The sequence below is a fragment of the Natrialba aegyptia DSM 13077 genome (assembly GCF_000337535.1).
GTDB lineage: Archaea > Halobacteriota > Halobacteria > Halobacteriales > Natrialbaceae > Natrialba > Natrialba aegyptia.
Genome location: NZ_AOIP01000032.1, coordinates 84,812 through 110,487 on the forward strand (window position 1 = coordinate 84,812; position 25,676 = coordinate 110,487).

General features: G+C 63.6%; 27 protein-coding genes. 20 read left to right on the forward strand and 7 right to left on the reverse strand.

Translation table 11 applies throughout. The features are described from left to right. Positions 1–37: 37 nt before the first annotated feature. Positions 38–1,591 carry a hypothetical protein gene (locus C480_RS14455; RefSeq protein ID WP_006666359.1) on the reverse strand — a complete coding sequence of 518 codons (1,554 nt, stop codon included), beginning with the start codon at positions 1,589–1,591 and terminating at the stop codon, positions 38–40. Positions 1,592–1,782: 191 nt separating this feature from the next. Here C480_RS14455 and ligA point away from each other — a divergent pair, with 191 nt between their 5' ends. The 10 genes from ligA to C480_RS14510 all read left to right on the forward strand — a co-directional run bounded on the left by ligA (position 1,783) and on the right by C480_RS14510 (position 9,761). Beyond that, positions 1,783–3,480 (forward strand): ATP-dependent DNA ligase LigA, encoded by a 1,698-nt coding sequence (gene ligA / locus C480_RS14460; protein WP_006666360.1) that lies wholly within the window; start codon positions 1,783–1,785, stop codon positions 3,478–3,480. Between the two features lie 185 nt (positions 3,481–3,665). Next, positions 3,666–4,859, forward strand: a complete 1,194-nt coding sequence (gene hisC / locus C480_RS14465) for a histidinol-phosphate transaminase (protein WP_006666361.1) — start codon at positions 3,666–3,668, stop codon at positions 4,857–4,859. Beyond that, a complete protein-coding gene (locus C480_RS14470) occupies positions 4,856–5,389 on the forward strand; it encodes an adenylate kinase family protein (RefSeq protein ID WP_006666362.1) in 534 nt (177 codons plus the stop codon). The genes hisC and C480_RS14470 overlap by 4 nt, the downstream gene beginning before the upstream one ends. Next, a complete protein-coding gene (locus C480_RS14475; RefSeq protein WP_006666363.1) occupies positions 5,386–5,997 on the forward strand; it encodes a CDP-alcohol phosphatidyltransferase family protein in 612 nt (203 codons plus the stop codon). The genes C480_RS14470 and C480_RS14475 overlap by 4 nt, the downstream gene beginning before the upstream one ends. Before the next feature lie 131 nt (positions 5,998–6,128). Beyond that, a complete protein-coding gene (locus C480_RS22275) occupies positions 6,129–6,674 on the forward strand; it encodes a multiprotein bridging factor aMBF1 (RefSeq protein ID WP_083873388.1) in 546 nt (181 codons plus the stop codon). Positions 6,675–6,852: 178 nt separating this feature from the next. Next, positions 6,853–7,497: a triose-phosphate isomerase gene (gene tpiA / locus C480_RS14490; protein WP_006666366.1), complete on the forward strand. Its 645-nt coding sequence runs from the start codon at positions 6,853–6,855 to the stop codon at positions 7,495–7,497. A 79-nt stretch (positions 7,498–7,576) separates the two neighbouring features. Then, on the forward strand, positions 7,577–7,987 hold the full coding sequence (locus C480_RS14495; protein ID WP_006666367.1) for a hypothetical protein: 411 nt from the start codon (positions 7,577–7,579) through the stop codon (positions 7,985–7,987). Between the two features lie 91 nt (positions 7,988–8,078). Further along, complete coding sequence (locus C480_RS14500; RefSeq protein WP_006666368.1) at positions 8,079–8,678, forward strand: toll/interleukin-1 receptor domain-containing protein; 600 nt, start codon at positions 8,079–8,081, stop codon at positions 8,676–8,678. 103 nt (positions 8,679–8,781) lie between these two features. Beyond that, positions 8,782–9,198, forward strand: coding sequence for a DUF3054 domain-containing protein (locus C480_RS14505; protein WP_006666369.1), 417 nt, complete (start codon positions 8,782–8,784; stop codon positions 9,196–9,198). Positions 9,199–9,545: 347 nt separating this feature from the next. After that, positions 9,546–9,761 carry a hypothetical protein gene (locus tag C480_RS14510; RefSeq protein ID WP_006824531.1) on the forward strand — a complete coding sequence of 72 codons (216 nt, stop codon included), beginning with the start codon at positions 9,546–9,548 and terminating at the stop codon, positions 9,759–9,761. 135 nt (positions 9,762–9,896) lie between these two features. Here C480_RS14510 and C480_RS14515 read toward each other — a convergent pair whose 3' ends face one another. Together C480_RS14515 and C480_RS14520 are read right to left on the reverse strand one after the other, a co-directional pair. Continuing rightward, positions 9,897–11,402 carry a zinc ribbon domain-containing protein gene (locus C480_RS14515; RefSeq protein WP_006666371.1) on the reverse strand — a complete coding sequence of 502 codons (1,506 nt, stop codon included), beginning with the start codon at positions 11,400–11,402 and terminating at the stop codon, positions 9,897–9,899. Beyond that, the gene (locus C480_RS14520; RefSeq protein WP_049903778.1) at positions 11,399–12,580 is read right to left on the reverse strand and encodes a thiolase domain-containing protein; all 1,182 of its coding nucleotides are present in this window, start codon (positions 12,578–12,580) and stop codon (positions 11,399–11,401) included. The genes C480_RS14515 and C480_RS14520 overlap by 4 nt, the downstream gene beginning before the upstream one ends. A gap of 262 nt (positions 12,581–12,842) precedes the next feature. On the opposite strand from C480_RS14520, the gene C480_RS14525 reads away from it, so the two are divergent. Further along, the gene (locus tag C480_RS14525) at positions 12,843–13,862 is read left to right on the forward strand and encodes a DHH family phosphoesterase (protein ID WP_049903780.1); all 1,020 of its coding nucleotides are present in this window, start codon (positions 12,843–12,845) and stop codon (positions 13,860–13,862) included. Positions 13,863–13,867: 5 nt separating this feature from the next. Here C480_RS14525 and C480_RS14530 read toward each other — a convergent pair whose 3' ends face one another. Beyond that, a complete protein-coding gene (locus C480_RS14530) occupies positions 13,868–14,350 on the reverse strand; it encodes an Hsp20/alpha crystallin family protein (RefSeq protein WP_006666374.1) in 483 nt (160 codons plus the stop codon). A 154-nt stretch (positions 14,351–14,504) separates the two neighbouring features. Here C480_RS14530 and C480_RS14535 point away from each other — a divergent pair, with 154 nt between their 5' ends. From C480_RS14535 to C480_RS14555, 5 genes are all read left to right on the forward strand, one after another. Beyond that, positions 14,505–15,182, forward strand: coding sequence for a type 1 glutamine amidotransferase domain-containing protein (locus C480_RS14535; protein WP_006666375.1), 678 nt, complete (start codon positions 14,505–14,507; stop codon positions 15,180–15,182). A gap of 115 nt (positions 15,183–15,297) precedes the next feature. Then, entirely contained in the window at positions 15,298–16,188 is an 891-nt protein-coding gene (locus C480_RS14540) for a succinylglutamate desuccinylase/aspartoacylase family protein (protein WP_049903735.1), read from the forward strand. Then, complete coding sequence (locus tag C480_RS14545; protein WP_006666377.1) at positions 16,185–16,583, forward strand: hypothetical protein; 399 nt, start codon at positions 16,185–16,187, stop codon at positions 16,581–16,583. Before C480_RS14540 ends, C480_RS14545 begins: the two co-directional genes overlap by 4 nt. A gap of 111 nt (positions 16,584–16,694) precedes the next feature. Beyond that, on the forward strand, positions 16,695–16,922 hold the full coding sequence (locus tag C480_RS14550) for a hypothetical protein (RefSeq protein ID WP_006666378.1): 228 nt from the start codon (positions 16,695–16,697) through the stop codon (positions 16,920–16,922). Positions 16,923–17,186: 264 nt separating this feature from the next. Then, complete coding sequence (locus tag C480_RS14555; RefSeq protein WP_006666379.1) at positions 17,187–17,627, forward strand: RNA-binding protein; 441 nt, start codon at positions 17,187–17,189, stop codon at positions 17,625–17,627. Positions 17,628–17,653: 26 nt separating this feature from the next. Here the strand turns inward: C480_RS14555 and C480_RS14560 are convergent, their stop codons facing one another. Further along, entirely contained in the window at positions 17,654–18,040 is a 387-nt protein-coding gene (locus tag C480_RS14560; protein WP_006666380.1) for a hotdog family protein, read from the reverse strand. A 167-nt stretch (positions 18,041–18,207) separates the two neighbouring features. Between C480_RS14560 and C480_RS14565 the strand changes: the two genes are divergently transcribed. After that, positions 18,208–19,038: a hypothetical protein gene (locus C480_RS14565; protein ID WP_006666381.1), complete on the forward strand. Its 831-nt coding sequence runs from the start codon at positions 18,208–18,210 to the stop codon at positions 19,036–19,038. Positions 19,039–19,183: 145 nt separating this feature from the next. Next, positions 19,184–19,825 (forward strand): helix-turn-helix domain-containing protein, encoded by a 642-nt coding sequence (locus tag C480_RS14570; protein ID WP_006666382.1) that lies wholly within the window; start codon positions 19,184–19,186, stop codon positions 19,823–19,825. Between the two features lie 312 nt (positions 19,826–20,137). Here the strand turns inward: C480_RS14570 and C480_RS14575 are convergent, their stop codons facing one another. Next, positions 20,138–20,407, reverse strand: a complete 270-nt coding sequence (locus C480_RS14575) for a hypothetical protein (RefSeq protein WP_006666383.1) — start codon at positions 20,405–20,407, stop codon at positions 20,138–20,140. Between the two features lie 551 nt (positions 20,408–20,958). On the opposite strand from C480_RS14575, the gene C480_RS14580 reads away from it, so the two are divergent. Together C480_RS14580 and dnaK are read left to right on the forward strand one after the other, a co-directional pair. Continuing rightward, positions 20,959–22,215 (forward strand): RNA-guided endonuclease InsQ/TnpB family protein, encoded by a 1,257-nt coding sequence (locus tag C480_RS14580; RefSeq protein WP_006666384.1) that lies wholly within the window; start codon positions 20,959–20,961, stop codon positions 22,213–22,215. Positions 22,216–22,661: 446 nt separating this feature from the next. Further along, positions 22,662–24,605 (forward strand): molecular chaperone DnaK, encoded by a 1,944-nt coding sequence (dnaK, locus tag C480_RS14585; protein WP_006666385.1) that lies wholly within the window; start codon positions 22,662–22,664, stop codon positions 24,603–24,605. A gap of 261 nt (positions 24,606–24,866) precedes the next feature. Here the strand turns inward: dnaK and C480_RS14590 are convergent, their stop codons facing one another. Beyond that, positions 24,867–25,652, reverse strand: coding sequence for an SDR family NAD(P)-dependent oxidoreductase (locus C480_RS14590; RefSeq protein ID WP_049903737.1), 786 nt, complete (start codon positions 25,650–25,652; stop codon positions 24,867–24,869). Positions 25,653–25,676 lie beyond the last annotated feature (24 nt).

Genomic DNA, 25,676 nt, shown 5'->3' on the forward strand with positions numbered 1-25,676 from the left:
ACGGGAGCGAAAACGAGAACGAGAACGAGAACGGACGTCAGTCGCCGATCCAGTCCGCGAAACTGCCCTCGAGCAGCGTCTCGCGCTGCCGGTCGACGTACCGCCGTTGCATCGTTTCGATCGCCGTCTCGAGATCCGCACCCTCTGTCACCGCCGCGCGAACCTGCTCGCGTTTCCACCGGGCCGGCGTCACCTGCTGACGGACGCGCCGGCGCAGCGGATAAAGGTACTTCGCTGCCTGCTCGTCGGTCAGTCCGCGGGTTGTCAGGCCGTCCTCGGCGTGTGCGAGCAGGTCGTCGTAGAGCGCCAGCGTGTCCGTCGTCTCCTTGCCGTCGTTCGTGATCCAGACCAGGTCGGCATCGAGTCCGTCGCGCATCGCGGCGTAGAAGTTCTCCCGGGCAGTCTGCCAGTCGAGTTCGTGGACGGGGTGCTCGAGCTGGACCAGACTCTCGAGCAGGCCGGCGAAGGCGGCCAGGAAAGAAATGGAGTCTCGAACCGTCGGCTGAGCGGGGATCGGTCTGAACTCGATACGCGCGTTCGCGGCCGAGCGCGTTGGGCCGCCGAAGACGGGGCGCACCCAGCGCCAGTAGGTGCCGTGCTTGCGCCGGAAGTGGGGGAACTGGTCGTCGAAGCGCTCGCCGGCCTCGACGGGCATCGGCACCATCGTGTCGTCGCTGGCGACCCGGTCGATCGCCTCGTCGACCGACTCGAGGTCGTGGGGGAATCGCACCTTCCCCTCGCCCGTGTTCGGATCGTTCAACACGGTCTCGAAGACGCTGATGCGGTGTTCCATCCAGCCGTCGTCGAGGATGTCCGCGGCGGTCGCCCCGTCGTCGTAGAGGTCCGCGGGGAAAAACGGCGAGTTCACGCCGAGCGCGAGCAGCGGGCCGGCGGTCCGGACGGCGTAGTTGAAGTACGCGGGGAGGTCGGGCGCGTGGGGCACCTGGTAGTGGGGCTGGATCGACGTGATGAGGCTCTCGGGCATGACCGTATCGGCCTGCAACGAGACGTGCGGCGCGTCGATGCGCATGCCGGCCGCGTCGGCTCGGTCCGTGTTGGCCATCGCGTGGTAGCGCGCGGAGTCGCTCATGTTCGTCGCCGCACGGATCGACCGCGCGTCGCCGTCCGCACTATCGACGGTGCGCTCGACGCTGTCGGTGAGGTACGTCGTCGCATCCTCGCCTTCCGGCGGAATCGTCCAGAGGCCGTCGCTGACCAGCCGCATCCGGTCGGACTTGGTCACCTTCAGCGCCGTCTTCAAGCGCGCTTTGACCTCGGACTCCTGAGCGGCGAGTCCGTGGGCGTTCAACGGCTGTGGACTCGTCGTCATCTCGGCGTTGTGGAGTCCGAGTTCTTTCTCGAAGCCGATGAGTTCGAGCAGGCGACGGGGCACTCGCCGCAGCGCGCAGTCGTCGTCCTTGATCGCGTAGAACTCGTACTCGAGGCCGACGATCGCCTGGGGGTTGTCGAAGACGCCGTCCTCGACTTCCTCTTTGATTACCTCGGCGTCGGCTTCGGCTCGCTCGCGAAAGCCGTCGGCTTCGACCGACAACACGTCCGCGACCCGCGCCGCGAGGTCCGCTGTTGGCATACCTCCCTGTGCGAGCGCGACCGGTTTAAAGGTCGTCCTCGATGCCGCATGCGCGGATTGCCGTCGCGACCGCTCGGGGGCCGAGACCACGGCGGATACGTTTGAACGCTCTCCGCTAGCAAGTTGAGATTGTCACCGGCAGCCGACCGGTCTCAGAACCGTTTTAGGCACCCCGGCGATAGACACCGCCGATGGAGTTCGCCACGTTCGCCGACCGTGTCGCCGCGATCGACGCCGAATCCGCGGACCTCGAAATCGTCGCCCACGTTCGCGATCTGTTCGAAGACGCCGGCGACGACCTCCCCGTCGTCGCTCGATTCGTCCAGGGCCGCGTCTTTCCCGCCTGGGACTCGACCACGCTCGATATCGGCCCGAACACGTGCTACGAGGCCATCGCCCGCGCGGCGGGGACGAACGTCGCGGCGGACGACGTCGAGGAGCGCCTCGCGGAACGCGGCGAAATCGGCGACGTGGCGGCGAGTTACGACTTCGGCGGCCAGCAGGGACTGGGCGCGTTCACCGGCGGCGGTGGCGATAGCACCGGCAGCGGCGACGACCTCACCGTCCGCGAAGTCGACGACACGCTCACCGAACTCGCGGCCGCCGAGGGCGCGGGCAGCCAGGACCGAAAGGTCGATCTCCTCTTCGGGCTGTTCAACCGCTGTTCGAGTTCAGAAGCACGCTACCTCGCCCGCCTCGTTCTCTCGGAGATGCGCATCGGCGTCGGCGAGGGGACGGTCCGGGACGCGATCGCCGAAGCGTTCGAAGTCCCCGAGGACCGCGTCGAGCGCGCCCTGCAGGTTTCGAACGATTACGGACAGGTCGCGCAAGTTGCCCGCGACGAGGGCGTGTCGGGACTCGACGGTATTGAACTCGAACTCGGCCGGCCGGTTCAGGCGATGCTCGCCCAGGCGGGGACCGTCACGGACGCCCTCGAGGAGTGGGACGAGGCCGGCGTCGAGTGGAAGTACGACGGGGCTCGCATCCAGTTACACCACGATCCGGGCGGCCAGACGCGCGTCTTCTCCCGGAACATGGAGGAAGTGACCGACGCGCTGCCGGAGGTCGTCGAGTTCGCCGCGGAAACGCTCGACGAGCCAGTCATCCTGGACGGCGAAGTCGTCGCGATCGATGAGGACGGGAGCCCGCTACCGTTTCAGGAGGTGCTCAAGCGCTTCCGGCGCAAGCACGACGTGGCGAAGGCTCGCGAGGACGTGTCGGTCCGTCCGGTCTTCTTCGATTGCCTCCACGCTGGGGGCGAGGACCTGCTCGAAGTGCCGCTGACGAGCAGGCACGAGCGCCTCGAGTCGGTGCTCGCCGCGGGGCCGGATCGGGATCAGGACCCCGCCGAAGTCGACGGTCTCTCGCTGCTGTGGCTCACCGACGACCCGGGCGAGATCGAGGCCATCGACGCCGACGCGCTCGCGGCCGGCCACGAGGGCATCATGCTCAAGAACCCCGACTCGGCGTACTCGCCGGGTCGGCGCGGAAAGAACTGGCGGAAACGCAAGCCCGACGTGGACACCCTCGACTGCGTCGTCACCGGCGCGGAGTGGGGCGAGGGTCGCCGGGCGACCTTCCTCGGCACGTTCGAACTCTCCGTGCGCGACGGCGACGAACTGGAGACGGTCGGGAAGGTCGCAACCGGGATCACGGACGAGAAACTGGAAGAGCTGACCGAACTACTCGACCCCCACATCGCCGCCGAGGAGGGGCAGAACGTTGAACTCGAACCCGCGGTCGTCTTCGAGGTCGGCTACGAGGAGATTCAGGCCTCGCCGACGTACTCGTCTGGCTATGCGCTTCGGTTCCCGCGATTTGTGGGCGTTCGGTACGACAAAGATCCCGAGGAAGCGGACACGCTCGAGCGCCTCCGGAACCTGCAGTAGGCCGTCAGGACAGCGTCTCGAGCGGCCCGAGTTCGTCGTTTTCCGGGAGTTCAATTTTCCGAATAGTTTTCGGCGACTATCGAATATGCATGACTGTCGCGTGTGAACGCTAGTCACTACCGTTCCGTGCGAGACCGTCGACACAGGTGAGCACCCTTAAGAGCCACGACGAACAGAATTCGCGTATGCAACCGCGCGACCTGTCCGATCACGTCGCCTACGAGGCGGGTCGAGGCATCGAGGAGGTCGCCCGTGAACTCGGGCGCGACCCCTCGGAGTTCGTCAAACTCGCCTCGAACGAGAACCCGCTCGGGCCCTCGCCGGCGGCCGCCGAGGCCATCCGCGAGGCCGCCTCGAACGTCAGTTCGTACCCGAAGTCCGCCCACACCGACCTTACCGACGCCGTCGCCGACCGCTGGGGCGTCTCCCCCGCCCAGGTCTGGCTGGCAAACGGCGGCGACGGCGCGCTCGATTACCTCTCGCGGGCCATGCTCGAACCCGGCGACGACGTCCTCGTCCCGACGCCCGGCTTCGCCTACTACGGGATGAGCGCGCGATTCCACCACGGCGACGTCCGCGAGTACGCGCTCGACCGCGAGGACGAGTTCACCCAGACCGCAGACACCGTCCTCAGCGAATACGAGGGCGAGCGCATCGTCTACCTCACCAGTCCACACAACCCGTCGGGGTCGACGATCGAACTCGCGGAGATCGAACGGCTCGCCGACGAAACCGACGCGGAGACGCTCGTCGTCGTCGACGAGGCCTACGGCGAGTTCGCCGAGACCGACAGCGCCCTCTCGCTCGTCGAGGGGCGGAACGGCTTCGACGCTCGCGACGATATCGCCGTCTTACGGACGTTCTCGAAGGTCTACGGCCTCGCCGGGCTTCGCCTCGGCTATGCCGTCGTCCCCGCGGCGTGGGCCGACGCCTACGCCCGCGTGAACACACCCTTCGCCGCGAGTGAACTCGCCTGTCGGGCCGGCCTCGCCGCCCTCGAAGACGGCGATCACGTCGAGCGAACCGTCGAGACGGTCCGCAAGTCCCGCGCCGCCATGCGCGAGGAAATCGACGCACACGTCTGGGAGAGTGCGGGGAACTTCGTCCTCGTCGACGTGGGTGATGCGACCGCAGTCGCCGACGCGATGCAAGAGCGCGGCGTCATCGTCCGCGATTGTACGAGTTTTGGCCTCCCGGAGTGCATCCGAATCACCTGCGGTACCGAGGCCGAAACCGAGCGCGCGATCGAGACGCTTTCCGACGTGCTCGCGACACTCGACTACGAACCGGAACCGGAACCGGAACCGGAACCGGAATCGGAATCGGAGTCGGAGTCGAAGTCGGAATCAGAGTCGGAACCGGAGGTGGCCGACACGTGAGAATCGCAATCACCGGCACGCCCGGAACGGGGAAGACGACAGCGACCCAGCTGCTCGACTCCCGACTCGGCGAACCCGAAGAAGCGTTCGAACTCGTCCACCTCAATCAGGTGCTCGAGGACGGGGGCCTCTACACCGAGGTCGACGCCAATCGAGAGAGCAAGGTCGCGGACCTCGACGCGCTAGCAGAGTGGCTCGCAGCGCGCGAGGGGGATCGTATCGTCGAATCCCACCTCGCACACCACTTCGACGCCGACCGCGTCGCTGTCCTCCGGTGTGCGCCTGCTGAACTCGAGACGCGCCTGCGCGAGCGCGGGGAAACCGACGCCAAGGCTCGCGAGAACGCAGAGAGCGAAGCGCTGGACGTGATCCTCTCGGAAGCCGTCGACGAACACGGTCTCGAGTCGGTCTACGAAATCGACACCACCGACCGAGCACCCGAGACGGTCGCGGACGAACTCGAGCGCGTCGTAACCGGCGACCGGGAGCCGAGTGCCGGAGACGTTGACTTTATGGGGTATCTGACATGACTCTCGATAGATTCAGACCGTACGTCTCGCGATTTCTGGACCCGTTCGTCACCGGCTTCGACCGCGTCGGTATGACGCCCAATGGGGTGAGCGTCCTCGCGTTCGGCATGGCCGTCCTGGCTGCTGGCGCGTTCTTCCTCGGCGGGCGGGCGGACCCGGTCTGGTATCTCGTCGCTGCGGTTCTCGTCTTCGTCAACGGCTGGCTCGACATCGTCGACGGCGCACTCGCCCGCGAACAGGAGGTCGCCTCCGCGGGCGGCGATCTACTCGATCACGTCCTCGACCGCTACGCCGACATCGTCATCATCGGTGGTCTCGCTGCCGGCATCGGCAACTACCTGCTCGGCTTCCTCGCCGTCACGGGCGTCGTCATGACTTCCTACCTCGGGACCCAGGCCCAGGCCGTCGGCCTCGACCGCGTCTACGGCGGCCTCGTCGGCCGCGCCGACCGCCTCGCGATCATCGGCGTCGTCGGCGTCCTCGCCTTTCCCGTTCCTGGTGACCTCGGCGGACTGACGCTGGTCGGCTGGCTGCTGGTCTTCCTCGCCGTCGTCGGCCACCTGACCGCGCTCCAGCGGTTCTTTTACTCCTGGTCTGCGCTGGATTGAGGCCGTTTTCAGGTATCCGTATTTCGGAGACAAAGCATCTCGTGACGGGTAGTTCGGTTCCAACGAGACCGTTTTCTCTGCGACAGGGCCGCGCCGCATGGTTTATGACTCGCCGGGATATAGGTTCACTCATGGTTCAGTGCGAGATGTGTGGCGCCGAGACGTCGTCTCCGAAGACCATCAAGGTCGAGGGCGCGAAGTTAGACGTGTGCGCGGACTGTACCGACTTCGGAACCGAGGTCAAACAGCCCTCGAGTTCGAACACGTCCACCAAGTACTCGACCGGGTCGTCCTCGAGTTCAGGCGGCCAGTCCGGTGGGTCGGCCTCCAGTGGGACGAGTTCGTCGTCCTCGTCCTCGAGTTCACAGCGCCGGTCGGACATGTTCGACGACATGGATGAACTCGCGCCGGATTACGACGATCTCGTTCGCTCGGCTCGCGAGGAGCAGGGCCTCAGCCAGTCTGATCTGGCGAACGAACTCAACGAGAAGTCGAGTCTCATCCACAAGATCGAGCGGGGTGATACATTGCCGAGCGATCGCGTCCAGTCGAAACTCGAGCGCTTCCTCGACATCGATCTGAGCGCGGAGGGCGGGTCGAGCGAGGACTCCGAGTGGTCCGGTGGCTCTTCTTCGGGCAGTTACACGCTCGGGGATGTCGTCAAGCGGAAGGATTGAGAGCGGATCGCGGATCAGGGATAATAGATAGCGGATCACGGGCCACGGATCACGGATCGCAGCGAGAGCAGGACAGTGAGAGACCGAGTCGGTTACAGCCCGCCGTCTCCCGCGAGTATTGCCGCAAGTCGGTCGTCGACTCGCAAGCTATTTCTTTCGCGGGACGGGCCTCTCTGCTATGTTCGTCCTCGTCAACCTGAAGACGTATCCGTGTGATCCGGTCGCCGTTGCGGAGGCCGTCCGCGACGTAAACGAGACTACCGACGCTCGCTTGGCCGTTGCGCCCCAGGCGGCCCACCTCGAACGCGTCGCCGAGACCGGCGTCGAGACGTGGGCCCAGCACGTCGATCCGATCGACTACGGGAGCAACACGGGACACGCACTCGCCGAGTCCGTCGCCGAGGCGGGCGCGGTCGGGACGCTGATCAACCACTCCGAGCAGCGCATGAAACTCGCAGATATCGACGGCTCCGTTCAGGCAGCACGGCGGGCCGACCTGGAAACCGTCGTCTGCGCGAACAATCCCGCCCAGATCGGTGCTGCAGCAGCACTCGGCCCCGACGCCGTCGCGGTCGAGCCCCCAGAACTCATCGGCACCGGCACGCCGGTCAGTCAGGCCGATCCCGACGTCGTCGAGGACGCCGTCGACGCCGCGGCCGGCGTCGATTCCGAGGTATCCGTGCTCTGCGGTGCCGGCATCAGCACCGGCGACGACGTGGTCGCCGCGGGTGAACTCGGTGCCGAGGGCGTCCTGCTCGCAAGCGGCGTCGCGAAGGCTGACGATCCGACGGCGGCACTCGAAGCGCTCGTCGACCCACTCTAACGCGACCCGACGCAAAGCCGACCCGACACAACGACTACCAGCCCGACGACTTTTCTCTCGCCGCGCCAATGGCTCACATATGACCGACCAGCGACCCGTCGGTGTCGCACTCGAGAACCGGCTCATGAGCCACGGCATCTACGTCACCGCGTTCGAAACGGCGGGAAGCGACGGAAACACGACGGCCGAAACGGCGGATGCAGCTATCGACGATGGCACGCGAATCGAACTCGAATACGAAACCGTCTCGGAGACCCCCGGGATCACGAGCGACGAAGTTGGAGCCGTCCTCCGAACGTTGCTCGCGATCGCCGACGAACGCGAGTGGCAACCCGGTCGACTCGAGGTGACCTCGCTGACACCCGAGGGCGACCGCCGTGGCACCTGGCACGTAGAGCGCGAGTGGTTCGACCGCCTCTCGGCGGACCTCTCGCAGGTCGAGTTCTCCCAGCGCGTTCTCGAGACAATCACCCAGGAGGCCCTTGATTGATCCGAAATACTGACTATCAGGAACGAGTGAGAGTCAGCCCGAGTAGATACGTTAATAATGATTCACACACCAAGGTACCGACGACCGCTGTATGTCCGGAGAACAGGTATTCGTCTCGCACGCTCCCGGTGACCTCGAGCTCGTCCAAGACCTGTTCTCGACGGTCAAGAACTTCCCGTTCGGCGTCCACATCGCCTTAGAAGAGATCGAATCCGGCCGCTCGCGGGCGCGCCTCGAGGGGCGACTCGCCAACAGCGACGTGGTCGTTGCTGTGTTGACCGAGCGGGCGGCGACCAGCCAGTGGATCAATCAAGAGACCGGCTACGCGCTCGCAAAGGGCATTCCCGTCCTCCCGCTGTACGACAGCGAGGAGAATCGCGGCGGCTTCATCACCGACGTCGAAGGAGTCGCGATCGACCGCGAGAATCCGTCGGTGACCATCTTCAACCTGCTCTGTCGGCTCCGCAGTGAACTCGCGCCGCTTGGCGCGCTCTCGGTCCCGAACTGGTACGTCCGATTCCCGTGTACGGTTTCGAACTGCAACCACCCGGTGACACTCGAGATCAAGCGCAGCCAGACGAAACTCTGGAAACTCCACCAACACGGCCAAACGCTCTCGACGACCTGTGCGAACTGCGGGTCGCAGTATTATTTCGATCCGGGAACGATCGGGTACCTCCGTCGGGAGTGAGCAAACCGAAGGGTTTGCGATGGTCGGCGAGTCCGCTACTCGAAGCGAGTGAAACGGCGGGAGAATCGGGACACCAATAGTGGTTCAGGTCCGATGAGCACGTATGGATACCGCAGTTCGGGTTGATGATCAGGGAGTGACCGTCGACCGCGAGACAATCGCGATTGCAGTTGTCGATGTCATCCTGCTCACGGGACTGATCATGTTTGGGCAGTCTCACCACGGGTCACTCGGCGGCCCACTCGCAACGCTCGAACGCGTCGCGCCGTTTTTGATCGGCTGGTTTGCGATGGCGTTGCTGGCAGGTCTCTACACGAGAGTCGCGACTCGATCGCTCGTCGAGACGATTCGAATTACGGCACTGACGTGGATCGCAGCGGCGAACGTCGGGCTTGCGCTTCGTTCCTCGCCCTATTTCGAGGGTGGGTTCCACTGGACGTTCAGCTTCGTGATCACCGGCTTCGGACTGCTCGCACTGGTCAGCTGGCGGCTCGGGTACGTCGCCATGCGCCGAAGCTGAGCTTCCCTTTGGCTCGCCTGCGCCGAGTTCTATCTCATGGATCGAACGATTGTACACAGCGATAGCGATGCATAAGATACGTGAGGTGGTTGTGCATCCGCCTTCAACAGTGACAGCTAAAAACATAGTTTCTGAGAGAGGAATGTGTGCTCGATATCCACCGCTACGGCGATTCTACGACTAGTTATATCATACATATACTCATGTATTTAATGGTGGTGTTTGGTCTATAAGAAACTCATAAGTTATACAAACCCGACGTAGTGAATATGAATTAGAAACCAGTTCAATATCAAGCGATTATGGGAAACACTTATATACTTATTTCGCGTACTATAGAACAGATTATGACTGGATACTACGACCTTGTTCTTGGCCTCATCCCAGTCGCATTGCTCGGGATCACTGCAGCCCTAACGGCCGTTGGCCTTTCGTTGATCGCTGCCGTTCCTATCGGTGCGTTCGCCGCGATGGCGATCATCGGCCACGCAATGTTCATCAATACGCCTGCCGATGTTTCGGACGAAGCGAGATCCGCAAAGCCGCCGCTCAACGCGGACTAGTCGTCTCTTTCCAGTCACCCTCGTTATAGCTTAGCCCGAGTTCGTCGTTGTCGGGGCTCTGTCCTCTCAAGTGAAGGTGCACGCTGGGTCGAAAACGATGCACTGCCGAGTGCGCGATGAGTCGTGCGTCGACCGCTATGGCGTTTGCGGTCGGATTTTGAATCCGTATCGCGTCACCCCTTCCTGGGTGTAGATGCGGCGGATCGTCGTCTCGACGCGATCACCAACAGCGAAGGCATCGGGTGCAGCGTCGGTACCCATTGCAGGGACACTGACTGTGCGAAGCGTGGCTGTCTCCGCGTTCGTGTTTGCGTCTGCAGTTTCGTTTCTGTTGCCGTCTCCGTCTCCATTGCGGTCGTTTGCCGCTGCGTCGAGTGCAACGATCGCCGCTGCGTAGTCGCCGCTCCGGGATTGGTGTGGGGCGAACTCCGGTGGAGCGCCGCCCTGTGAAATCGTCGTGACGGCTTCGACGGTCCCCGTTCCGGCGAGTTCAACTGGCTCGGCGGCATCGAGTGTCCCGCAGTCATTACAGGCACCGGCCGGTGGGAACGAGAGCGCGCCACAGTCGGGACAGCGACCGGCTTCGAGGCGGTACCGCTGGGGGATCGAACGCTGCCAGGAGGGGACGCTGACGTACGCGCCGCCGCCCGATGGCGGGCCGGTCGTGACGACGCCGCGCTGGCGCAAGTACTCGGCGTACGAGAGGGTGGCGTCACCGTCGAGGTCGATTCGCGCTGGCACGTCCCCGGCGGTCTCGAGCGCGAACGCGTCAGCCCCGGCTCCGCTGCCGTAGGAGACGGCGAGGATCGACTCGGTGCCGGCGGCGAGTGCAGCGGCGAGCGAGGCGGGGACGCTCGCGGCACCGAGGTCGCCGAGTTCGTGAACGGTCGCAGCGGCCCGGATAGCGTCGGTGTCGACGCCCGCTGCGCCGGCGGCGCGGTAGGGGAGTTTGCCGTCCGGTGCCTGGACCACCGCTACGTCGGGGTCGCGCTCGCGCTCGAGTTCGGCGACGGCACCGCCGATCGTTTGGGTGAACGCCCGGCGATCGTACTGCGTGACGCCGAGTCCCTGCGTCTCGTCGTCCCCGGTGTTTCGGAAGCGCGTTCCGGGATAGGGTTGGGCGAACTCGGCGCGGTCGGTGATGTGGGCGGGGCCGTCGGGTTCGAGGACGAGCGCCGCGGCACCCGCGCCGGCGGCGTGGTCGAGTTCGCCGTCCGGGTGGCCCATCGGGGCGTCGGCGGTGACGACGAGGGCGGTCGCCTCGGCAGCGTTTGCGTCGATTGCGTCCATGCCGGCCGAGATCGCGCGCGTTCCGGCCCGCGTGCTGCCCGTGAAGACGTGGCGGGTGGCCGACTCGGAGACGGCGAGCATCGCGCCGAGACGGGCGGTCAGGTCCGCCTCGGCGACGGGCGGAGTCGAGGTGGCGAACGCGAGCCAGTCCACCTCGCCACCCGCGAGTTCGGCCGCCTCGAGTGCGCGGGTTGCGGCCTCGTAGCCCATTGTCAGGGCGTCCTCGTCGGCGGCGGGGACGGTCTTTTCGGAGATGCCGGCGGCCCGGAAGTGGCCCCAGGCCTCCTCGAAGGCCGCGGCGGAGATTCGGAATCGAGGGGTGTACGCGCCGACGGCAGTGATGGCGGTCATCGGGCGCTCACCTCCTGTTGCCTCTCAAATACGTGAACGACCGCAGCACCGCCGCTGCCGCCGACGTTGTGCGTGAGTCCGCGCGTCGGGGTTTCGACCTGTCGCTCGCCGGCCTTTCCGGAGAGCTGTTTGAACGCCTCGACGACCTGTCCCGCACCGGTCGCGCCGATGGGGTGACCCTTGGACTTGAGGCCGCCGGAGGTGTTGACCGGGAGGTCGCCGCCGAGTTCGGTCGCGCCGGACTCGATGAGGTCGCCGGCCTCGCCGGGTTCGCAAAAGCCGAGATCCTCGTAGGCGAGCAGTTCGGCGATGGCGAAGCAGTCGTGGACCTCCGCGAAGTCGAGGTCGGCGGGATCGATGTCGGCCATCTCGTAGGCCGTCTCGGCGGCGCGCCGGCTCGCGGGGACGCCGGTGTAGGTGTCGCGCTGGAACAGTCCCACGCTGTCGCTGCCCGCGCCGACGCCGGCGACGCGGATCGGATCGTCAGTGTAGTCGTCGACGACGTCCTCGCTGACGATCAGGGCGCAGGCCGCGCCGTCGGAGGTCGGACAGCAGTGATAGAGGTTGAGCGGGTCCGCGACGACCGGGGCGGACTGGGCGTCCTCGAGCGAACACTCGAATCCGAGCTGGGCGTGGGGATTCTTCGCGCCGTTCGCGTGGTTCTTGACGGCGACCCGCGAGAGCTGTTCGCGGGTGGTGCCGTACTCGTTCATGTGGGCGCTTGCCATCTGGGCGTAGACGCCGGAAAAGGTGGTTCCCGAGAGGCGTTCCCACTCGGTTTCGCCGGAGACGCCGAGCCAGTACTTCGTCGCGTCTGAACTCATGTCGGTCATGACCTCGAAGCCGCCCGCGAGGGCGACATCTGCCATGCCGGATTTGACCGCCTGGACGGCCTGGCGGACGGCGAAGCCGCTCGCCGCACAGGCGTTTTCGACCCGCGTACAGGGAACGCCGTCGAGACCGACGTGTTCGGTTACGGCGGGCCCCGAGAGGCCGAGTTGCCGGCCGCCGACGCCGAGCGTACCGATGAAGGCCTCGTCGATTTCGTCCGCGTCGAACTCGTCCGGAACGCTGTCTACGGCCGCGTCGAACGCCGTTCGAAACAGTGAGCGGTAGCTCTCCTCGGGAAAGGCCCCGTAGGCCGACTGTCCCGCACCGACGAGATAGGCGTCTCGCATACACGAAAACGGTCGTCCCGGTATGAAATAGATTTCGTCAACGGTTCGCACGCGCTGTATCGAGCCGTTGCTCATCTCGGCCCCGCACGTAGGCCGGGCGTTCTCGAGTCGGATCTGCCTACTCGAAGGCGGCATCTTCGTACGGTCTCCGTACCCGCAGGCGACGCCGGTCAACGGCGAGTTTCGCCGCGACGGCGTCGGAACGGTCCCCGTTACCGTCACTGGGTTCAAACCCCTGTTTCCCGTAGGACGAGTTCAGCCTATGTCCCGTGCGGCCGACCTCGTTTCGGTGCTCGAGTCGACCTCGTCGCTCGCGATCGTCTGTCACGACAATCCGGACCCCGATTGTCTGGCCAGCGCTATCGCACTCGAGGCGATCGCCGAGGAGCACGACGTCGACGAGGTGACCATCACGTATGGCGGGGAAATTTCACACCAGCAGAACCGGGCGTTCGTCAATATGCTCGCCGTCGACGTGCAACCGATCGAGGAACTCGACGGCGATATTGACGAATTCACAACCATCGCGTTCGTCGATCACACCGTTCCGGGGAGCAACACGGCGCTTGACCCGGACATCGAACCCGACATCATCGTCGACCACCACCCCGGCGAGGCGGTCGAAGCGCCCTTCGTCGACGTGCGAACCGAATACGGCGCGACGGCCACGATCTTCGTCGAATACCTCGACAGCCTCGATATCGATCTGACCAACCGCCTCGCCTCGGCGCTGCTCTTTGCGGTCCACCGCGAACGCCTCGACTTCGTCCGCGACCCGACCCGCCGCGAGTACGAGGCCGCACTCACCGTCTATCCCGACGCTGAACTCGACGTGCTCGAACAGCTCTACGGTAGCGCGTTCTCGCCGGGGACGCTCGACGCGATCGGTCGAGCGATTGCGACCCGGGATCGCCGTGGCTCCTCGATGATCGCCAGCGTCGGCAAAACCGGCGAGACCGATGCGCTGCCCCAGGCGGCGGACTACCTCCTCAACCTGGAGGGCGTCGACACCGTCCTCGTCTACGGCATCGTCGGCGACGCGATTCGGATCAGCGGCCGGTCGATCGACCCGCGGATCAACATGGGCGAGACGCTCACCGAGGGCTTCGGTGAACTCGGGTCGGTCGGCGGGCATCACGACATGGCCGGCGGCCACATCGGACTCGGTATCTTTGCCGACGAGCAGGGCGACGCGAACGAACTCCTCGCGTTCGTCAGCGGACGGATCGCCCAGCGGTTCTTCGACGCGTTGAACCTGGACGAGTCGTCACCATCGACGTGATCGATTCACTGGATGTCGATCTGGTGTGACTCACTGTCCGGGTCGCGTTTGGGAAGTTCTACCGTCAGGATACCGTTGTTGACCGTCGCATCGGCGTTCTCGGCGTCGACCGGTTCCGGAACCGATACCTGTCGACTGAACGACTGAACCTCGCGCTCGCGGCGAATGTAGACATCGCCGCCCTCGTCTCCCTCATCACTCTCCTCGTCTTCCGTCGCCCGCTTTCGTTCTCCTTGAATGGACAGCGTCTTTCCCGAGAGGCGGATGTCGAGGTCATCGGTCTCGTAGCCGGGCACGTCGACGGTGACAACGAACGCATCACCCTCGTCGGTCATGTCGAGGCTCGTCGCTGAGCTCCCCATCGAGAGGTCGAACCGGCTTCGATCCTCCATCCCCGACTCCCACGAGCGTGCGGCCGTCTCGAGCTGGCGATTGAGTCTGTCGAGCAGTTCATCGATGCCATCGAAGGGACTTGGTCTGTCTGCCATAGTCGCATTCAGCTACGTTCTCAGCGGCGAAAAAGGCCACTTCAGGATCGATTGAGGGTTTCGTATGCGAACATGTGTCATAGAGGTTGTGTCGGTACCGGCAGTATCATTGGCAGGGACGGAGGTTTTGAGTCTGCCGACCCTACCGCGATCGATGACACGCGCACTGTTTGTCGTTAGCGAGGAAGGTTACTGGGGAGAGGAGTGTGTCGAACCGCTGGAAACGCTCTCGAACGCCGGGATCGAGATTACAGTCGCCACGCCGTCCGGCAGTCCGCCAGAAATCGACGACCGCTCGCTCGACCCCGACGAGGTCGGCGAAGAGACCGCCGAACACGTCCGCGATGTCCACGAAAACGACGAACGGCTCAACGATCCGATCCCGACGGCACAGGCCGACGCCGCCGACTACGACACCGTCGTCTTCCCCGGCGGCCACGGAACCGAATGGGACGTCAACCAGGACAGCGATGCCCGCCGACTGCTCCGAAACACCATCGAAGGCGACGGCAAAGCACTCGTCGTCTGTCACGCCCTCGGCCTGCTCGCGTTCGCCCGCGACGGCGACGGCGAGTTCATCGTCGACGGCCGCGACGTGACCGGCTTCCCCAACGAGTGGGAAGCGACCATCGTCGACGAGAACGATCTGATGCCGAGCGGGCGCAAACTTCCCTACTGGGTCGAAGACGAAGTTATCGCCGCCGGCGGCAACTGGGACGCCGAACTCGACCAGGACACGAGCGTCACCGTCGACGGCGACCTGCTCACCGCCCGCGGCCCCGGCTCTTCGAGTGCGGCAGCCGAAACGCTGCTGAGTGAACTCGAACGCTGATCTCGGGTGACCGGGTAGATCGTACGACCGACTAGTTGGCTCCCTTTGATTTCGTGGCTGACACTGGAATCGCCAATGAGAAGGGGCTTTAGGCAGTATCTATTTCATCCATACGATGAGGCGTCGGCGCGCTCTGGCCGCCGTCACTGCACTCGCAGGCACAGCGACTGCTGGGCTCACGAGTTCACAGACGGGAAACGATCGCCTACTCTCCGTGGCGCGCACTCCCGGAGAGGGGGGCGAGGCCAGCACGAGCACGGAACGGCTGCTCCCCGGGACGGTTCACGAAACACCGCTGTATGCGATCGAGAGCCACCGAGACGGGCCGACAGCGATGGTGTTCGGCGGCATCCACGGGGATGAGCGAAGCGGCATTCGAGTCGCCCACGAGGTCGCCGACTGGCACCCCGACGCGGGAACGATCGTCGTCGTCCCCGAAACCAATCGCGTCGCCGTCGAAAACGATACTCGAAGGGGGACCAGTGGCGATCTCAATCGCCAATTCCCCGGCGACGAGTCGCCGACGACATCACTCGCAGCCGGCATCTGGGATGCCGTCGAACGGTACGACCCGGATGTCGTCCTCGACTTGCACCGCTCGCTGGGTATCTACGGCCTCCATCGAGAGTACGTCGGCCAGGTCGTCTTTCACTCGGCCGCCGCCCGTGGCAAGCCACTCGTCGATGCGCTCAACGACGACGCCGTCCCGTGGTACCTGCCGTTCCACCGATTTACCGCCCAGGAAAGCACCGCCGGCGGTCCGTTGCTCTTCCAGAAGGCCGCCCACGAACTCGACGCCGCCACCTACCTCTTTGAAACCACCGAGTTCCTCCTCAACCAGGCGACCAGAACCCAGCAAGCACGGCTCGTCACAGCGCACGTCCTCGCGTTACACGGCTTACTCGAGTTCGAGCAGGCTCCAGCGAACTCGACCCCGTCGAATACGCAAGCGAAGACGGCCGCAGACTCGACCGAGACGAGTTCAGAAACGAGGGCCGACTCATGACCGCTTCGTCCGATCCGAACGCGGAGCCCGTCTCACACCCACAGGAGAGGGAGCTGCGTACAAGCCCCTTCTTGCTCGTCCGACGAGCCCTTACCAGTCCGGTCACGATCGCGACCTACATCCTGCTCGTCGTCCCGTTCGCCCTCGGCTGGCTCAAGACTGAACTCTTCTCACCGCTTGCGCTGCCGGGCTACGTGCTCTACAGCGTCGGCACCGCAATCGGTAACGCCCTCGCTCCCCGATTCGAGTTCTGGGTGTACTGGATTCCGTTCCTCGGAAGCTGTTACGGCCTCGCAGTCAGTGTCGGAGCCGGATGCGAGTGGCTGCGTGTTCGGTCGGTCGGGACCGAGCCGGAGGGCACGAAGTCAGCGGACGAACAACGCCGCCGGCTGTGAGGACGCTTTCGCGGCAGCCGCCTCGAGATCGTCACCAGATCGTCACTGGCACGACCGAGCTATCGTGACGCGAATCAGTCCCTTTTTACGCGGTGGCGGGGAACTGCGACTATGAGCTTCGAGGAAGACGACAGAGTCGTGCTGAACGACAAGCACAGCGAGTTCGACGGTGACACCGGCACCATCACCCAGACGATGGAGTCGATGTTCGGCGATGTAACCTACACCGTGAGCTTCGAGGACGGCCAGGAGACGGGGATTCCGGAGGACGATCTGGAGGCGGCTGCCGAGGAGGACGCAGACACCGACACCGACACAGACGCAGACACCGACAACTAACGCGATACACGGGCAGTATCTGCCTCCCGACGCTCGGCACACGACTGCCTCTCTTGTCGGGTGTAGCCGCTGGCCGTGTGAATACCTCCTTCACGCGCTGTCCCGTTTTGTCACCGACACCGAACCGACGCTGACGGCGATACCGAGACTGCCACTACGATCGGCACCGACACCGACGTCGAATCGAACTCGACTCTGAGGCCCACACTCACACCGAGACCGACGCCGACACCCGCACCCACACCGAAACCGACACCGACACCGATGCCACAGATCCCGCTTCACTACGTCGACATCCGAACGTTCTGCTACGCCACCGAAGACGAAAAGCGCGTCGAGCAAGCCCTGCGTACCTTCCTCCCCGAAGAGTTCGAAATCGATCGTGCCGAAACCGAGGGCCACTACGGCGACCGCATCCTCATCCTCTCGGCGCGCGTCGAAAACGCCGACGACGTTCGCCACGTCCTCTCGCAACTCACCGAACTCGAGTCGTTCGACACCCTGCTCGACGAACTCAACGACCGCGTGACCGAAAACACCGAACTCTTCGTGCGCCTGGACAAGCAGGCCGCCTTCGGGGGAACCGTCCGCGTCGGCGACGGCATCATGTTCCGGGCGAAGGTCGAAGCCTACCCGGCGAAGAAAGAACAGGCTCTGGAGAACGCACGAGACGTTCTCGAACGGCTGCGCGACGAGTCGTCGTAGACCGAGGAACTCCCCTCCTGTCGGTGTCAGGCATCCTTCCAAATAAGCCCCTCAATCGTCGCCCGCAACACGGTCTCGCCACCCTCGTTCTCGCAGTCGACGGCCGACGTGAACTCGTAGCGGTCGTCTCGTTCTGCGACTGTCTCGTATGTTGACCGACACGTGATGTGTTCTCCGGTGTAGACCGGTCGGATGAACTCGATCTCCATCGTCCGCGCCAGTACCTCGTTGTCGCCGCCGATCTTCGTGGGCATGGTCGCCGTCAACAACCCCTGGACCATCACCCGACCGTCTTCATCCGCGTCAGTGTGACGCGGCTGCGCGTCCCCGGAGAGTTCGGCAAACTGCTTGACATCAGCTACCGTGAACGTCCGCTCGAACGTTCGCGTCTCCCCTTCGACTGGTGGGTTCATGCAACCGGACAGTACCGGTCGGGTCGTCGTAACGATGGCGGTCGCTGAACTCGTCGGTCCGCGGCAGTCGTAACGCGCTCGTCGGTCGAGCCGTCGGATCGCAACCGTCACTGAGGAACCCAACATGTTGGTGAAGCAGCTAAGCGATCGACGCCCGTCGATTCCGTATGAACGGGAGCGACGACGTATCTGTTACCGCCGGATACGGAACGTCCGTACATAGACTGACAGCGCTCCCGCGAGACCTCCACGGAAGAAACCCGATCCTGTTCTGGACCGCCACGGGGAACGCCGTTCTGTGTCTGGGTTTTCTCGTCGGGCTCGCGGTAGACCCCAGCGTCGTCAACGGGGAGTCCGCGTGGCTCAAACCGACGAAGTTTGCCGTCTCGATCTGTCTGTTTACCGCGACCCTCGCCTGGCTTACACCGCACCTGACGGTTTCGCGGCGATTCCGACGATCGAGTTCGTGGGCCATCGCGGGTGCGCTGGGCATCGAAATCGTCGCAATCGCCGGCCAAGCCGCTCGTGGCACCCGGTCGCATTTCAACTACGCGACGACGGTCGACACGGCCATCTACGTGACGATGGGCGCGGTGATCGTCGCGATGACGCTGCTGGTCGCGTGGCTGTTCGTTCGCGCGACGCGAAACGGGTTCGACGTTCATCCGGCGTTCGCGCTGGGGATTACACTCGGCGGCGGGCTGTTCGTCGTCGGCGCGTTCGAGGGGCAGGTGATGGGCGTGTTGAATACGAACTCCGTCGGTAGCGGCTACACGCTGCCGGCGGTCGGCTGGACGCTCGCCGGGGATTTTCGGGTGGCACACTTCGCCGGCCTCCACGCGTTGCAGGTGCTTCCGCTAGCAGGCTACGTGGCTGCGCGCGCCGAACAACAGGGCCGGATTACCGCACCCCGAAAGGTCGTCTGGCTCGTCGGGGGCCTCTACGCGGGACTCTTACTCCTGGCGTTTTCGCTGGCGCTTGCGCCGCTGGTCGCGTGACCGAGTCGGTAGGTTCTCGCAGGCAGCGGGTACGTCACGCGGCCTGCAACCGGAACCGGAGACTAATATCGATCGGCGTGTACTAGGCAGTTACACGACGCCCTACGGAAACGGTGGACGATGACACGAGACGGACTAGCCCGCGATGACGGAGCGGATGATTAGCGCGACGTTCCGGATACGACTCTCGGAAGCCCTCTGGGTAGCTCAGCTCTCCACCGCGTTCCCGCAGGCGACGTTCAGGCTCCTCTCGGGATACCGGACCGAAGAGCGGGCGCTGGAACTCGGCGAAACGATCACCGACCGACCGGCGGCCGTCGTCGCGGCGATGGCCGACCATCCCTCGATAGAGATCTCCGAACTGCTGGAATCGGACGCGCGGCGCGCGCTCGTCAAATACGAGACGACCGACACCGCCCTGTACGAGTTCGTCGAACGGTCGTCGCTCACGATCGAGTTCCCGATCACGGTACAAGACGGCTGGTACGAGTTCGATCTCACGGGGACGCGTCAGGAACTGGACCGCGTGCAGGAGCTGCTCGAAGGCGGACCCTACGAGTACGAACTCCTCTCGTTGATTCAGTCGCCGGACGCGGACCGCTTGTTGACGACGCGCCAGCGAGAAGTGATCGAAACGGCGATTCGGATGGGGTATTTCGAGATTCCGCGGACGTGTACCCTCGCTGTGGTGGCGGACGAACTCGGGATCGACAAGTCGACTGCGAGTACGATTTTGCGGCGGGGTGAGGCGCGGATTATCAAATCCTTCGTCAGCGGTCCCGACTGACGGGACTGGCTGAGGGGCGCTGTATCAACACCGCCCGGCGAGCGTTCAGCGGGAGTGGGGTGCTCGTCGATTGTCGGGATTCGCTACGACGGTTTCAGCGCCGAGCGCTGGCGGCGGTGAATTTGACTCCGAAGTTCACTCGAGCGTCGCGTTTGCGGGCCGAGTTGTGGCGGTGGTGATGGTTGTGGTGGGTGTCGGTGTGGGTTCGATGACTGCAGTGGTGAGAGTGATGGTGGTCTCGCACACCGGCCGACAACTCGGCTGGCCGCCGCGACCCGAGTGTAGGTGAACTCGGTTGGCGGTGGCCGCGGCTTACTCGGCGTCGGAATTCGAGTCGGACCGGTTGGGGTCCGGCGGGGCGACGCGACAGCCGCAGGGGCCGGCGACGGCTTCGCCGGGGCCGATCATGGTTCTCCGTGCGATCGGCGTCCCACAGCGGGGACAGCGGGGGAGGCTGACGGTCTCCGGCTCGCCCGTCGTCTCGGTGCCGTTGCTAGCCGTGTCGGGTGCAGTGCCGTTGTCACCCACGTCGCTCGCGGTGCCGTCGCTAGCCGCATCGCTCGCGTCCGCGTCGTCGGTCATACCGATCGGCACCCCGATTCGCTCGTTCGTTCGGCAGAACGCGTTGCTACTGGTCGACTCCGTCGATTCATCAATCGTGCGGGATGTTTATATCCCGTGAGAATGTACGCAAACATGGCTGCAAGCTAACCGCTTGGAAGCCACGTCTCGGATGGTGGCTCATCCGGGACATTTTCATGTCCGTTGTGGCTTCCGTCCTAATTGTTGACTGGTAGTGACTTATATCTACCGCTGGGCGGCGGGAAGGAGCGTTCGTCCGCGAGAGAACTCGTGTCGCTCTCGGCCGAACTCACAGATCGAATCTGACGGCAAAACCACCTCTGTACTGCCGTTCTTGGTTGTGCGATCCGGGCAGGGACACGGGTATTAAACTGCGAAGCCTCCACGATTGAAATCATTATAGAGAGCAAGGAGAATACCCGCGCCTTTAGGCGCGGGATGAATCCGACACTCTGACCAGCAACCCACCGACGACACTTCACCCAGATATTCCACGCACAGTCGTTGATTTTAATAGCTATCTTTTCATAATACGTTATGAAGTCAGTACGATGCTGGAGACGACCCGCACCTACGTCGCACGCATCACGAACCACCAACAGGTTCGTGGCGATCTCGACCAGTGCGGGTTCTCCGCATCCAAACTGTGGAACGTCGGGCGCTACTACATCCAACAACGGTGGGACGAAGACGGTGAGATACCCGGCGAAGCCGAACTGAAATCGGAGTTGAAAGACCACGAACGCTACAGTGACCTGCATTCTCAGTCAAGTCAGCGAGTTCTCGAAGAACTTGCTGAAGCGTTCACTGGCTGGTACAACTCCGACGACGGCAACAACCCACCGGGCTACCGGAAACGTGGCGACCGACACCCACGCTCCACCGTAACGTGGAAACAGCGGGCTATCAAGCACGACGACAAACACGGTCAACTCCGCCTCTCGAAAGGGTTCAACCTGAAAGAGTCGCGGTCTGACTTCATCCTCGCCGAATACGAAACTCGTCCCGACGTACAGGTGGAGAACATCCAGCAGGTTCGTGCCGTCTGGAACGGCGACCATTGGGAACTCCACCTCGTCTGCAAGAAAGAGATTCCCGTCGAGGACGCGCCCGGCGACAAGACGGCGGGCATCGACCTCGGTATCAGTAACTATCTCGCCATCGACCACGAGGATGGCCCCTCTGAGTTGTATCCAGGGAACACGCTGAAAGAGGACAAGCACTACTTCACCCGCGAGGAGTACCAGACCGAGGGAGAGAACGGGCCGTCGAAACGTGCGTTGAAGGCTCGCCGGAAACTCTCCCGGCGCAAAGACCACTTCCTCCACACCCTCTCAAAACACATCGTTGAGCGGTGTGTCGAGGAAGGTGTGAAGAAAATCGCGGTTGGCAATCTCAGCGACATCCGCGAAGATGAGAACGGTGACTCGCGGAACTGGGGTACGTCTGGGAACAAGAAACTCCACGGATGGGAATTTGACCGCTTCGCCCGTCTACTCGAATACAAGGCCGAGGAACACGGTATCCTCGTTGACCGCGTAGACGAGGAGAACACGAGCAAGACGTGTTCGTGTTGCGGGCAAATTCGAGACAGTAATCGCGTGGAGCGTGGTCTGTACGTCTGTTCATCGTGCGAGACGACGATGAACGCGGATGTGAACGGTGCGGTGAATATCCGCAGAAGGATAACTCAGAGTCCCCCGACGGGGGATATGAGTAACGGCTGGTTGGCACAGCCCGGAGTCTTCCTGTTCGACCGCGAGAGCGGGTCGTTCAACACGAGAGAACAGGGAGACTGCAAACCCTAATATCCCAACGCTTGGGATTCCTCCGGCTTTAGCCGGAGGAGGATGTCAACGACGCGATCCAGGGCACTAGCTGTCGTACCGTTCGGTTGCAGCCGCGTTCCTTCTATCTCGTGAGAATGTACCCAACCGTGGCTGCAAACCCCATCAGCTTGGAAGCTACGTCTCGGCTGTCTCAACAGCCGGGACACTGTACGCCGGTTTAGCGGCTTCCGTTCTACTTATTGGACGGTAGCGACTCTGATCTACCGCTGAATAACTAGACGGACGACAATTCCACGTCTCACCGATTGATAACGCAATATCGGCCACCAGGCTTATCCGCTTCCATTCGTACTCGTCTGCGAAATCGCCCGACAGAACAGTGACAACGGCGTGTCCAGAATTTTATTCGGCTCACGAGTCTGGCTAGTAACGCTTAAAACAAAGTGCGCACAATACCCTCCACAATGGCGAGCAACAAGATTCTCGGAATCGACCTCGGTACGACGAACAGCGCGTTCGCCGTCATGGAAGGCGGCGATCCGGAGATCATCGTCAACGCCGAAGGCGAACGGACGACCCCCTCCGTCGTCGCGTTCACCGACGACGACGAGCGGCTCGTCGGCAAACCCGCGAAGAACCAGGCGATCCAGAACCCCGAAAAGACGATCGCCTCGATCAAGCGCCACATCGGCGACGACGATTACACCGTCGATATCGAGGGCGAAGAGTACACCCCCGAGGAAATCTCGGCGATGATCCTCCAGAAGATCAAACGCGACGCCGAAGAGTACCTCGGCGACGATGTCGAGAAGGCCGTCATCACCGTCCCCGCGTACTTCTCCGACCGCCAGCGCCAGGCGACCAAGGACGCCGGCGAAATCGCCGGCTTCGACGTCGAGCGCATCATCAACGAGCCCACCGCCGCCTCGATGGCCTACGGACTCGAAGACGACGCCGACCAGACCGTCCTCGTCTACGACCTCGGTGGCGGGACCTTCGACGTTTCCATTCTCGACCTCGGCGGCGGCGTCTACGAAGTCGTCGCGACGAACGGGGACAACGACCTCGGCGGCGACGACTGGGACGAAGCCATCATCGACTACCTCGCCGACGAGTTCGAGGCCGACCACGGCATCGATCTCCGCGAGGACCGCCAGGCGCTCCAGCGGCTCAAGGACGCCGCCGAGGAGGCCAAGATCGAACTCTCCTCCCGAAAGGAGACGGAGATCAACCTGCCCTTTATCACGGCCACCGACGACGGCCCGATCCACCTCGAAGAATCGCTCACGCGCGCGAAGTTCGAATCCCTGACCCAGGAACTCATCGAGCGCACCGTCGAGCCGACCGAGCAGGCGCTCGAAGACGCCGGCTACGAGAAAGACGACATCGACGAAGTCCTCCTCGTCGGCGGTTCCACGCGGATGCCCCAGGTCGCCGAGAAGGTCGAAGAACTCGCCGGCCAGGAACCCCAGAAGAACGTCAACCCCGACGAAGCCGTCGCGCTCGGCGCGGCCATCCAGGGCGGCGTCCTCGGCGGCGAGGTCGACGACATCGTCCTGCTGGACGTGACGCCGCTCTCGCTGGGTATCGAAGTCAAGGGCGGTCTCTTCGAACGCCTCATCGAGAAGAACACGACCATCCCGACCGAGGAGTCGAAGATCTTCACCACCGCCGCGGACAACCAGACCACGGTCCAGGTCCGAGTCTTCCAGGGCGAACGCGAACTCGCGGAGAAGAACGAACTGCTCGGCGAGTTCCACCTGACCGGCATCCCGCCGGCACCCGCGGGAACGCCACAGATCGAGGTCACCTTCAGTATCGACGAAAACGGTATCGTCAACGTCTCTGCCGAGGACAAGGGCAGCGGCGAAACCGAGGAGATCACCATCGAGGGCGGCGCTGGCCTCTCCGACGCCGAAATCGACGAGATGCAGCAGGAAGCCGAAAAGCACGCCGAAGAAGACGAGAAGAAGCGCCAGCGCATCGAGGCCCGCAACACGGCCGAAGCGACGATTCAGCGGGCCGAAACCCTCCTCGAAGAGAACGAGGAGGCGGTCGACGACGGCCTGCGCGGCGACATCGAGGCGGCTATCGAAGAACTCGAAGCGACGATCGACGACGACGAGGCGACGGCCGAGGACATCGAGGCCGCGACCGAGGACCTGAGCACCGAACTGCAGGAGATCGGCAAGCAGATGTATCAGGAAGCCGGCGCTGGCGGCGCTGGCGGCGCTGGCGGTGCCGGCGCAGCGGGCGGTGCTGGTGCGGCCGGTGCCGGCGGCATGGGTGGCATGGGCGGCGGCCCCAACCCGGGCCCGAGCGGCACTGCCGGCGGTGACGACGAAGAGTTCGTCGACGCCGACTTCGAGGACGTTGACTTCGAAGTCGAGGACGAAGACGACGAGTAACGGTCTCTAACTTGGATTTCGAGCGGTTTTCTTCGTGATACTCTAGCGGCGCGATTGAATCCAACGCGGCTGTCACGGGAGCCGAAATAAACTCTGTTCCCGATCCGCCGACAGCGACGGCGTTGACAGTGACGTGAACTCGGGATAGGGAGACGGACCTCTTTCTCCCTATTTCGCCCACTTCCTGCCGCGTTCTCCCGCTTGTGATCGGTAAACGCGCCGCTCGATTCCCGGGATTCGGCGGGGCGGAAGCGGCGGTTTTCAGTTGTCTTTGCAACCCCAGCCGAACGCCGTCCAGCCGCCATCAGCGGTGAGCACTTCGCCGGTCACGAACGTCTCGTCGGAAGCGAGGAACGCGACGCAGTTTGCGACCTCGTCCGGCGTCCCGAACCGGTCGAGCGGCGTCCGATCCCTGATATCCTGTTGGTCGAATCCGGTATCGTCCTGGGCTTGCTCGACCATCTCGGTCATGATGTATCCCGGTGCGAGAGCGTTTACGTGGATATCGTGTTCCGCCCATTCGACGGCGAGACACCGGGTGAGATTGTTCACACCGCCTTTCGTCGTATTGTAGGGCGTTCGATCCTGTTGTCCCATCTTTCCCATCATGCTCGAAATATTGACGATGTGGCCGCCGTCCCCCTGGTCGATCATTTGGGTGCCCGCCGCCTGTGCACAGAAGAAAACGCCCGTGAGATTCACGTCGACGACCCGCTGCCAGTCCGCGGCCGACATCTCCTCTGCCGGACCGCGGATGTTGATTCCCGCGTTGTTTACCAGCACGTCGAGACGACCGAACCGGTCGACGGTTTCGTCGATCAAATTTTCGACGGACGACTTCTCGCTCACGTCGACTTCGACCGCGTGAGCCGTGCCGTCGTAGTCGTTCTCCTCGAACTCGTCGACGACCCGTTTACAATCAGAAAGCGAGCGCGAGCAGATAACGACGTTATCGCCGGTTTCCGCGAACCGTTCTGCAATCCGTTGTCCGAGCCCTCTCGTCGAACCCGTTACGATCACCGTTCGTGTCTCCGATTGGGGAGCCATACTATCGCTGATGGCCCGACCTAT

What these genes read in the sequence shown, in the direction of transcription:
- C480_RS14455 (WP_006666359.1), bottom strand. Translation starts at nt 1,591, where the DNA reads ATGCCAACAGCGGACCTCGCGGCGCGGGTCGCGGACGTGTTGTCGGTC.
- ligA (WP_006666360.1), top strand. Translation starts at nt 1,783, where the DNA reads ATGGAGTTCGCCACGTTCGCCGACCGTGTCGCCGCGATCGACGCCGAA.
- hisC (WP_006666361.1), top strand. Translation starts at nt 3,666, where the DNA reads ATGCAACCGCGCGACCTGTCCGATCACGTCGCCTACGAGGCGGGTCGA.
- C480_RS14475 (WP_006666363.1), top strand. Translation starts at nt 5,386, where the DNA reads ATGACTCTCGATAGATTCAGACCGTACGTCTCGCGATTTCTGGACCCG.
- C480_RS22275 (WP_083873388.1), top strand. Translation starts at nt 6,129, where the DNA reads ATGGTTCAGTGCGAGATGTGTGGCGCCGAGACGTCGTCTCCGAAGACC.
- tpiA (WP_006666366.1), top strand. Translation starts at nt 6,853, where the DNA reads ATGTTCGTCCTCGTCAACCTGAAGACGTATCCGTGTGATCCGGTCGCC.
- C480_RS14495 (WP_006666367.1), top strand. Translation starts at nt 7,577, where the DNA reads ATGACCGACCAGCGACCCGTCGGTGTCGCACTCGAGAACCGGCTCATG.
- C480_RS14500 (WP_006666368.1), top strand. Translation starts at nt 8,079, where the DNA reads ATGTCCGGAGAACAGGTATTCGTCTCGCACGCTCCCGGTGACCTCGAG.
- C480_RS14505 (WP_006666369.1), top strand. Translation starts at nt 8,782, where the DNA reads ATGGATACCGCAGTTCGGGTTGATGATCAGGGAGTGACCGTCGACCGC.
- C480_RS14510 (WP_006824531.1), top strand. Translation starts at nt 9,546, where the DNA reads ATGACTGGATACTACGACCTTGTTCTTGGCCTCATCCCAGTCGCATTG.
- C480_RS14515 (WP_006666371.1), bottom strand. Translation starts at nt 11,402, where the DNA reads ATGACCGCCATCACTGCCGTCGGCGCGTACACCCCTCGATTCCGAATC.
- C480_RS14520 (WP_049903778.1), bottom strand. Translation starts at nt 12,580, where the DNA reads ATGCGAGACGCCTATCTCGTCGGTGCGGGACAGTCGGCCTACGGGGCC.
- C480_RS14525 (WP_049903780.1), top strand. Translation starts at nt 12,843, where the DNA reads ATGTCCCGTGCGGCCGACCTCGTTTCGGTGCTCGAGTCGACCTCGTCG.
- C480_RS14530 (WP_006666374.1), bottom strand. Translation starts at nt 14,350, where the DNA reads ATGGCAGACAGACCAAGTCCCTTCGATGGCATCGATGAACTGCTCGAC.
- C480_RS14535 (WP_006666375.1), top strand. Translation starts at nt 14,505, where the DNA reads ATGACACGCGCACTGTTTGTCGTTAGCGAGGAAGGTTACTGGGGAGAG.
- C480_RS14540 (WP_049903735.1), top strand. Translation starts at nt 15,298, where the DNA reads ATGAGGCGTCGGCGCGCTCTGGCCGCCGTCACTGCACTCGCAGGCACA.
- C480_RS14545 (WP_006666377.1), top strand. Translation starts at nt 16,185, where the DNA reads ATGACCGCTTCGTCCGATCCGAACGCGGAGCCCGTCTCACACCCACAG.
- C480_RS14550 (WP_006666378.1), top strand. Translation starts at nt 16,695, where the DNA reads ATGAGCTTCGAGGAAGACGACAGAGTCGTGCTGAACGACAAGCACAGC.
- C480_RS14555 (WP_006666379.1), top strand. Translation starts at nt 17,187, where the DNA reads ATGCCACAGATCCCGCTTCACTACGTCGACATCCGAACGTTCTGCTAC.
- C480_RS14560 (WP_006666380.1), bottom strand. Translation starts at nt 18,040, where the DNA reads ATGAACCCACCAGTCGAAGGGGAGACGCGAACGTTCGAGCGGACGTTC.
- C480_RS14565 (WP_006666381.1), top strand. Translation starts at nt 18,208, where the DNA reads ATGAACGGGAGCGACGACGTATCTGTTACCGCCGGATACGGAACGTCC.
- C480_RS14570 (WP_006666382.1), top strand. Translation starts at nt 19,184, where the DNA reads ATGACGGAGCGGATGATTAGCGCGACGTTCCGGATACGACTCTCGGAA.
- C480_RS14575 (WP_006666383.1), bottom strand. Translation starts at nt 20,407, where the DNA reads ATGACCGACGACGCGGACGCGAGCGATGCGGCTAGCGACGGCACCGCG.
- C480_RS14580 (WP_006666384.1), top strand. Translation starts at nt 20,959, where the DNA reads ATGCTGGAGACGACCCGCACCTACGTCGCACGCATCACGAACCACCAA.
- dnaK (WP_006666385.1), top strand. Translation starts at nt 22,662, where the DNA reads ATGGCGAGCAACAAGATTCTCGGAATCGACCTCGGTACGACGAACAGC.
- C480_RS14590 (WP_049903737.1), bottom strand. Translation starts at nt 25,652, where the DNA reads ATGGCTCCCCAATCGGAGACACGAACGGTGATCGTAACGGGTTCGACG.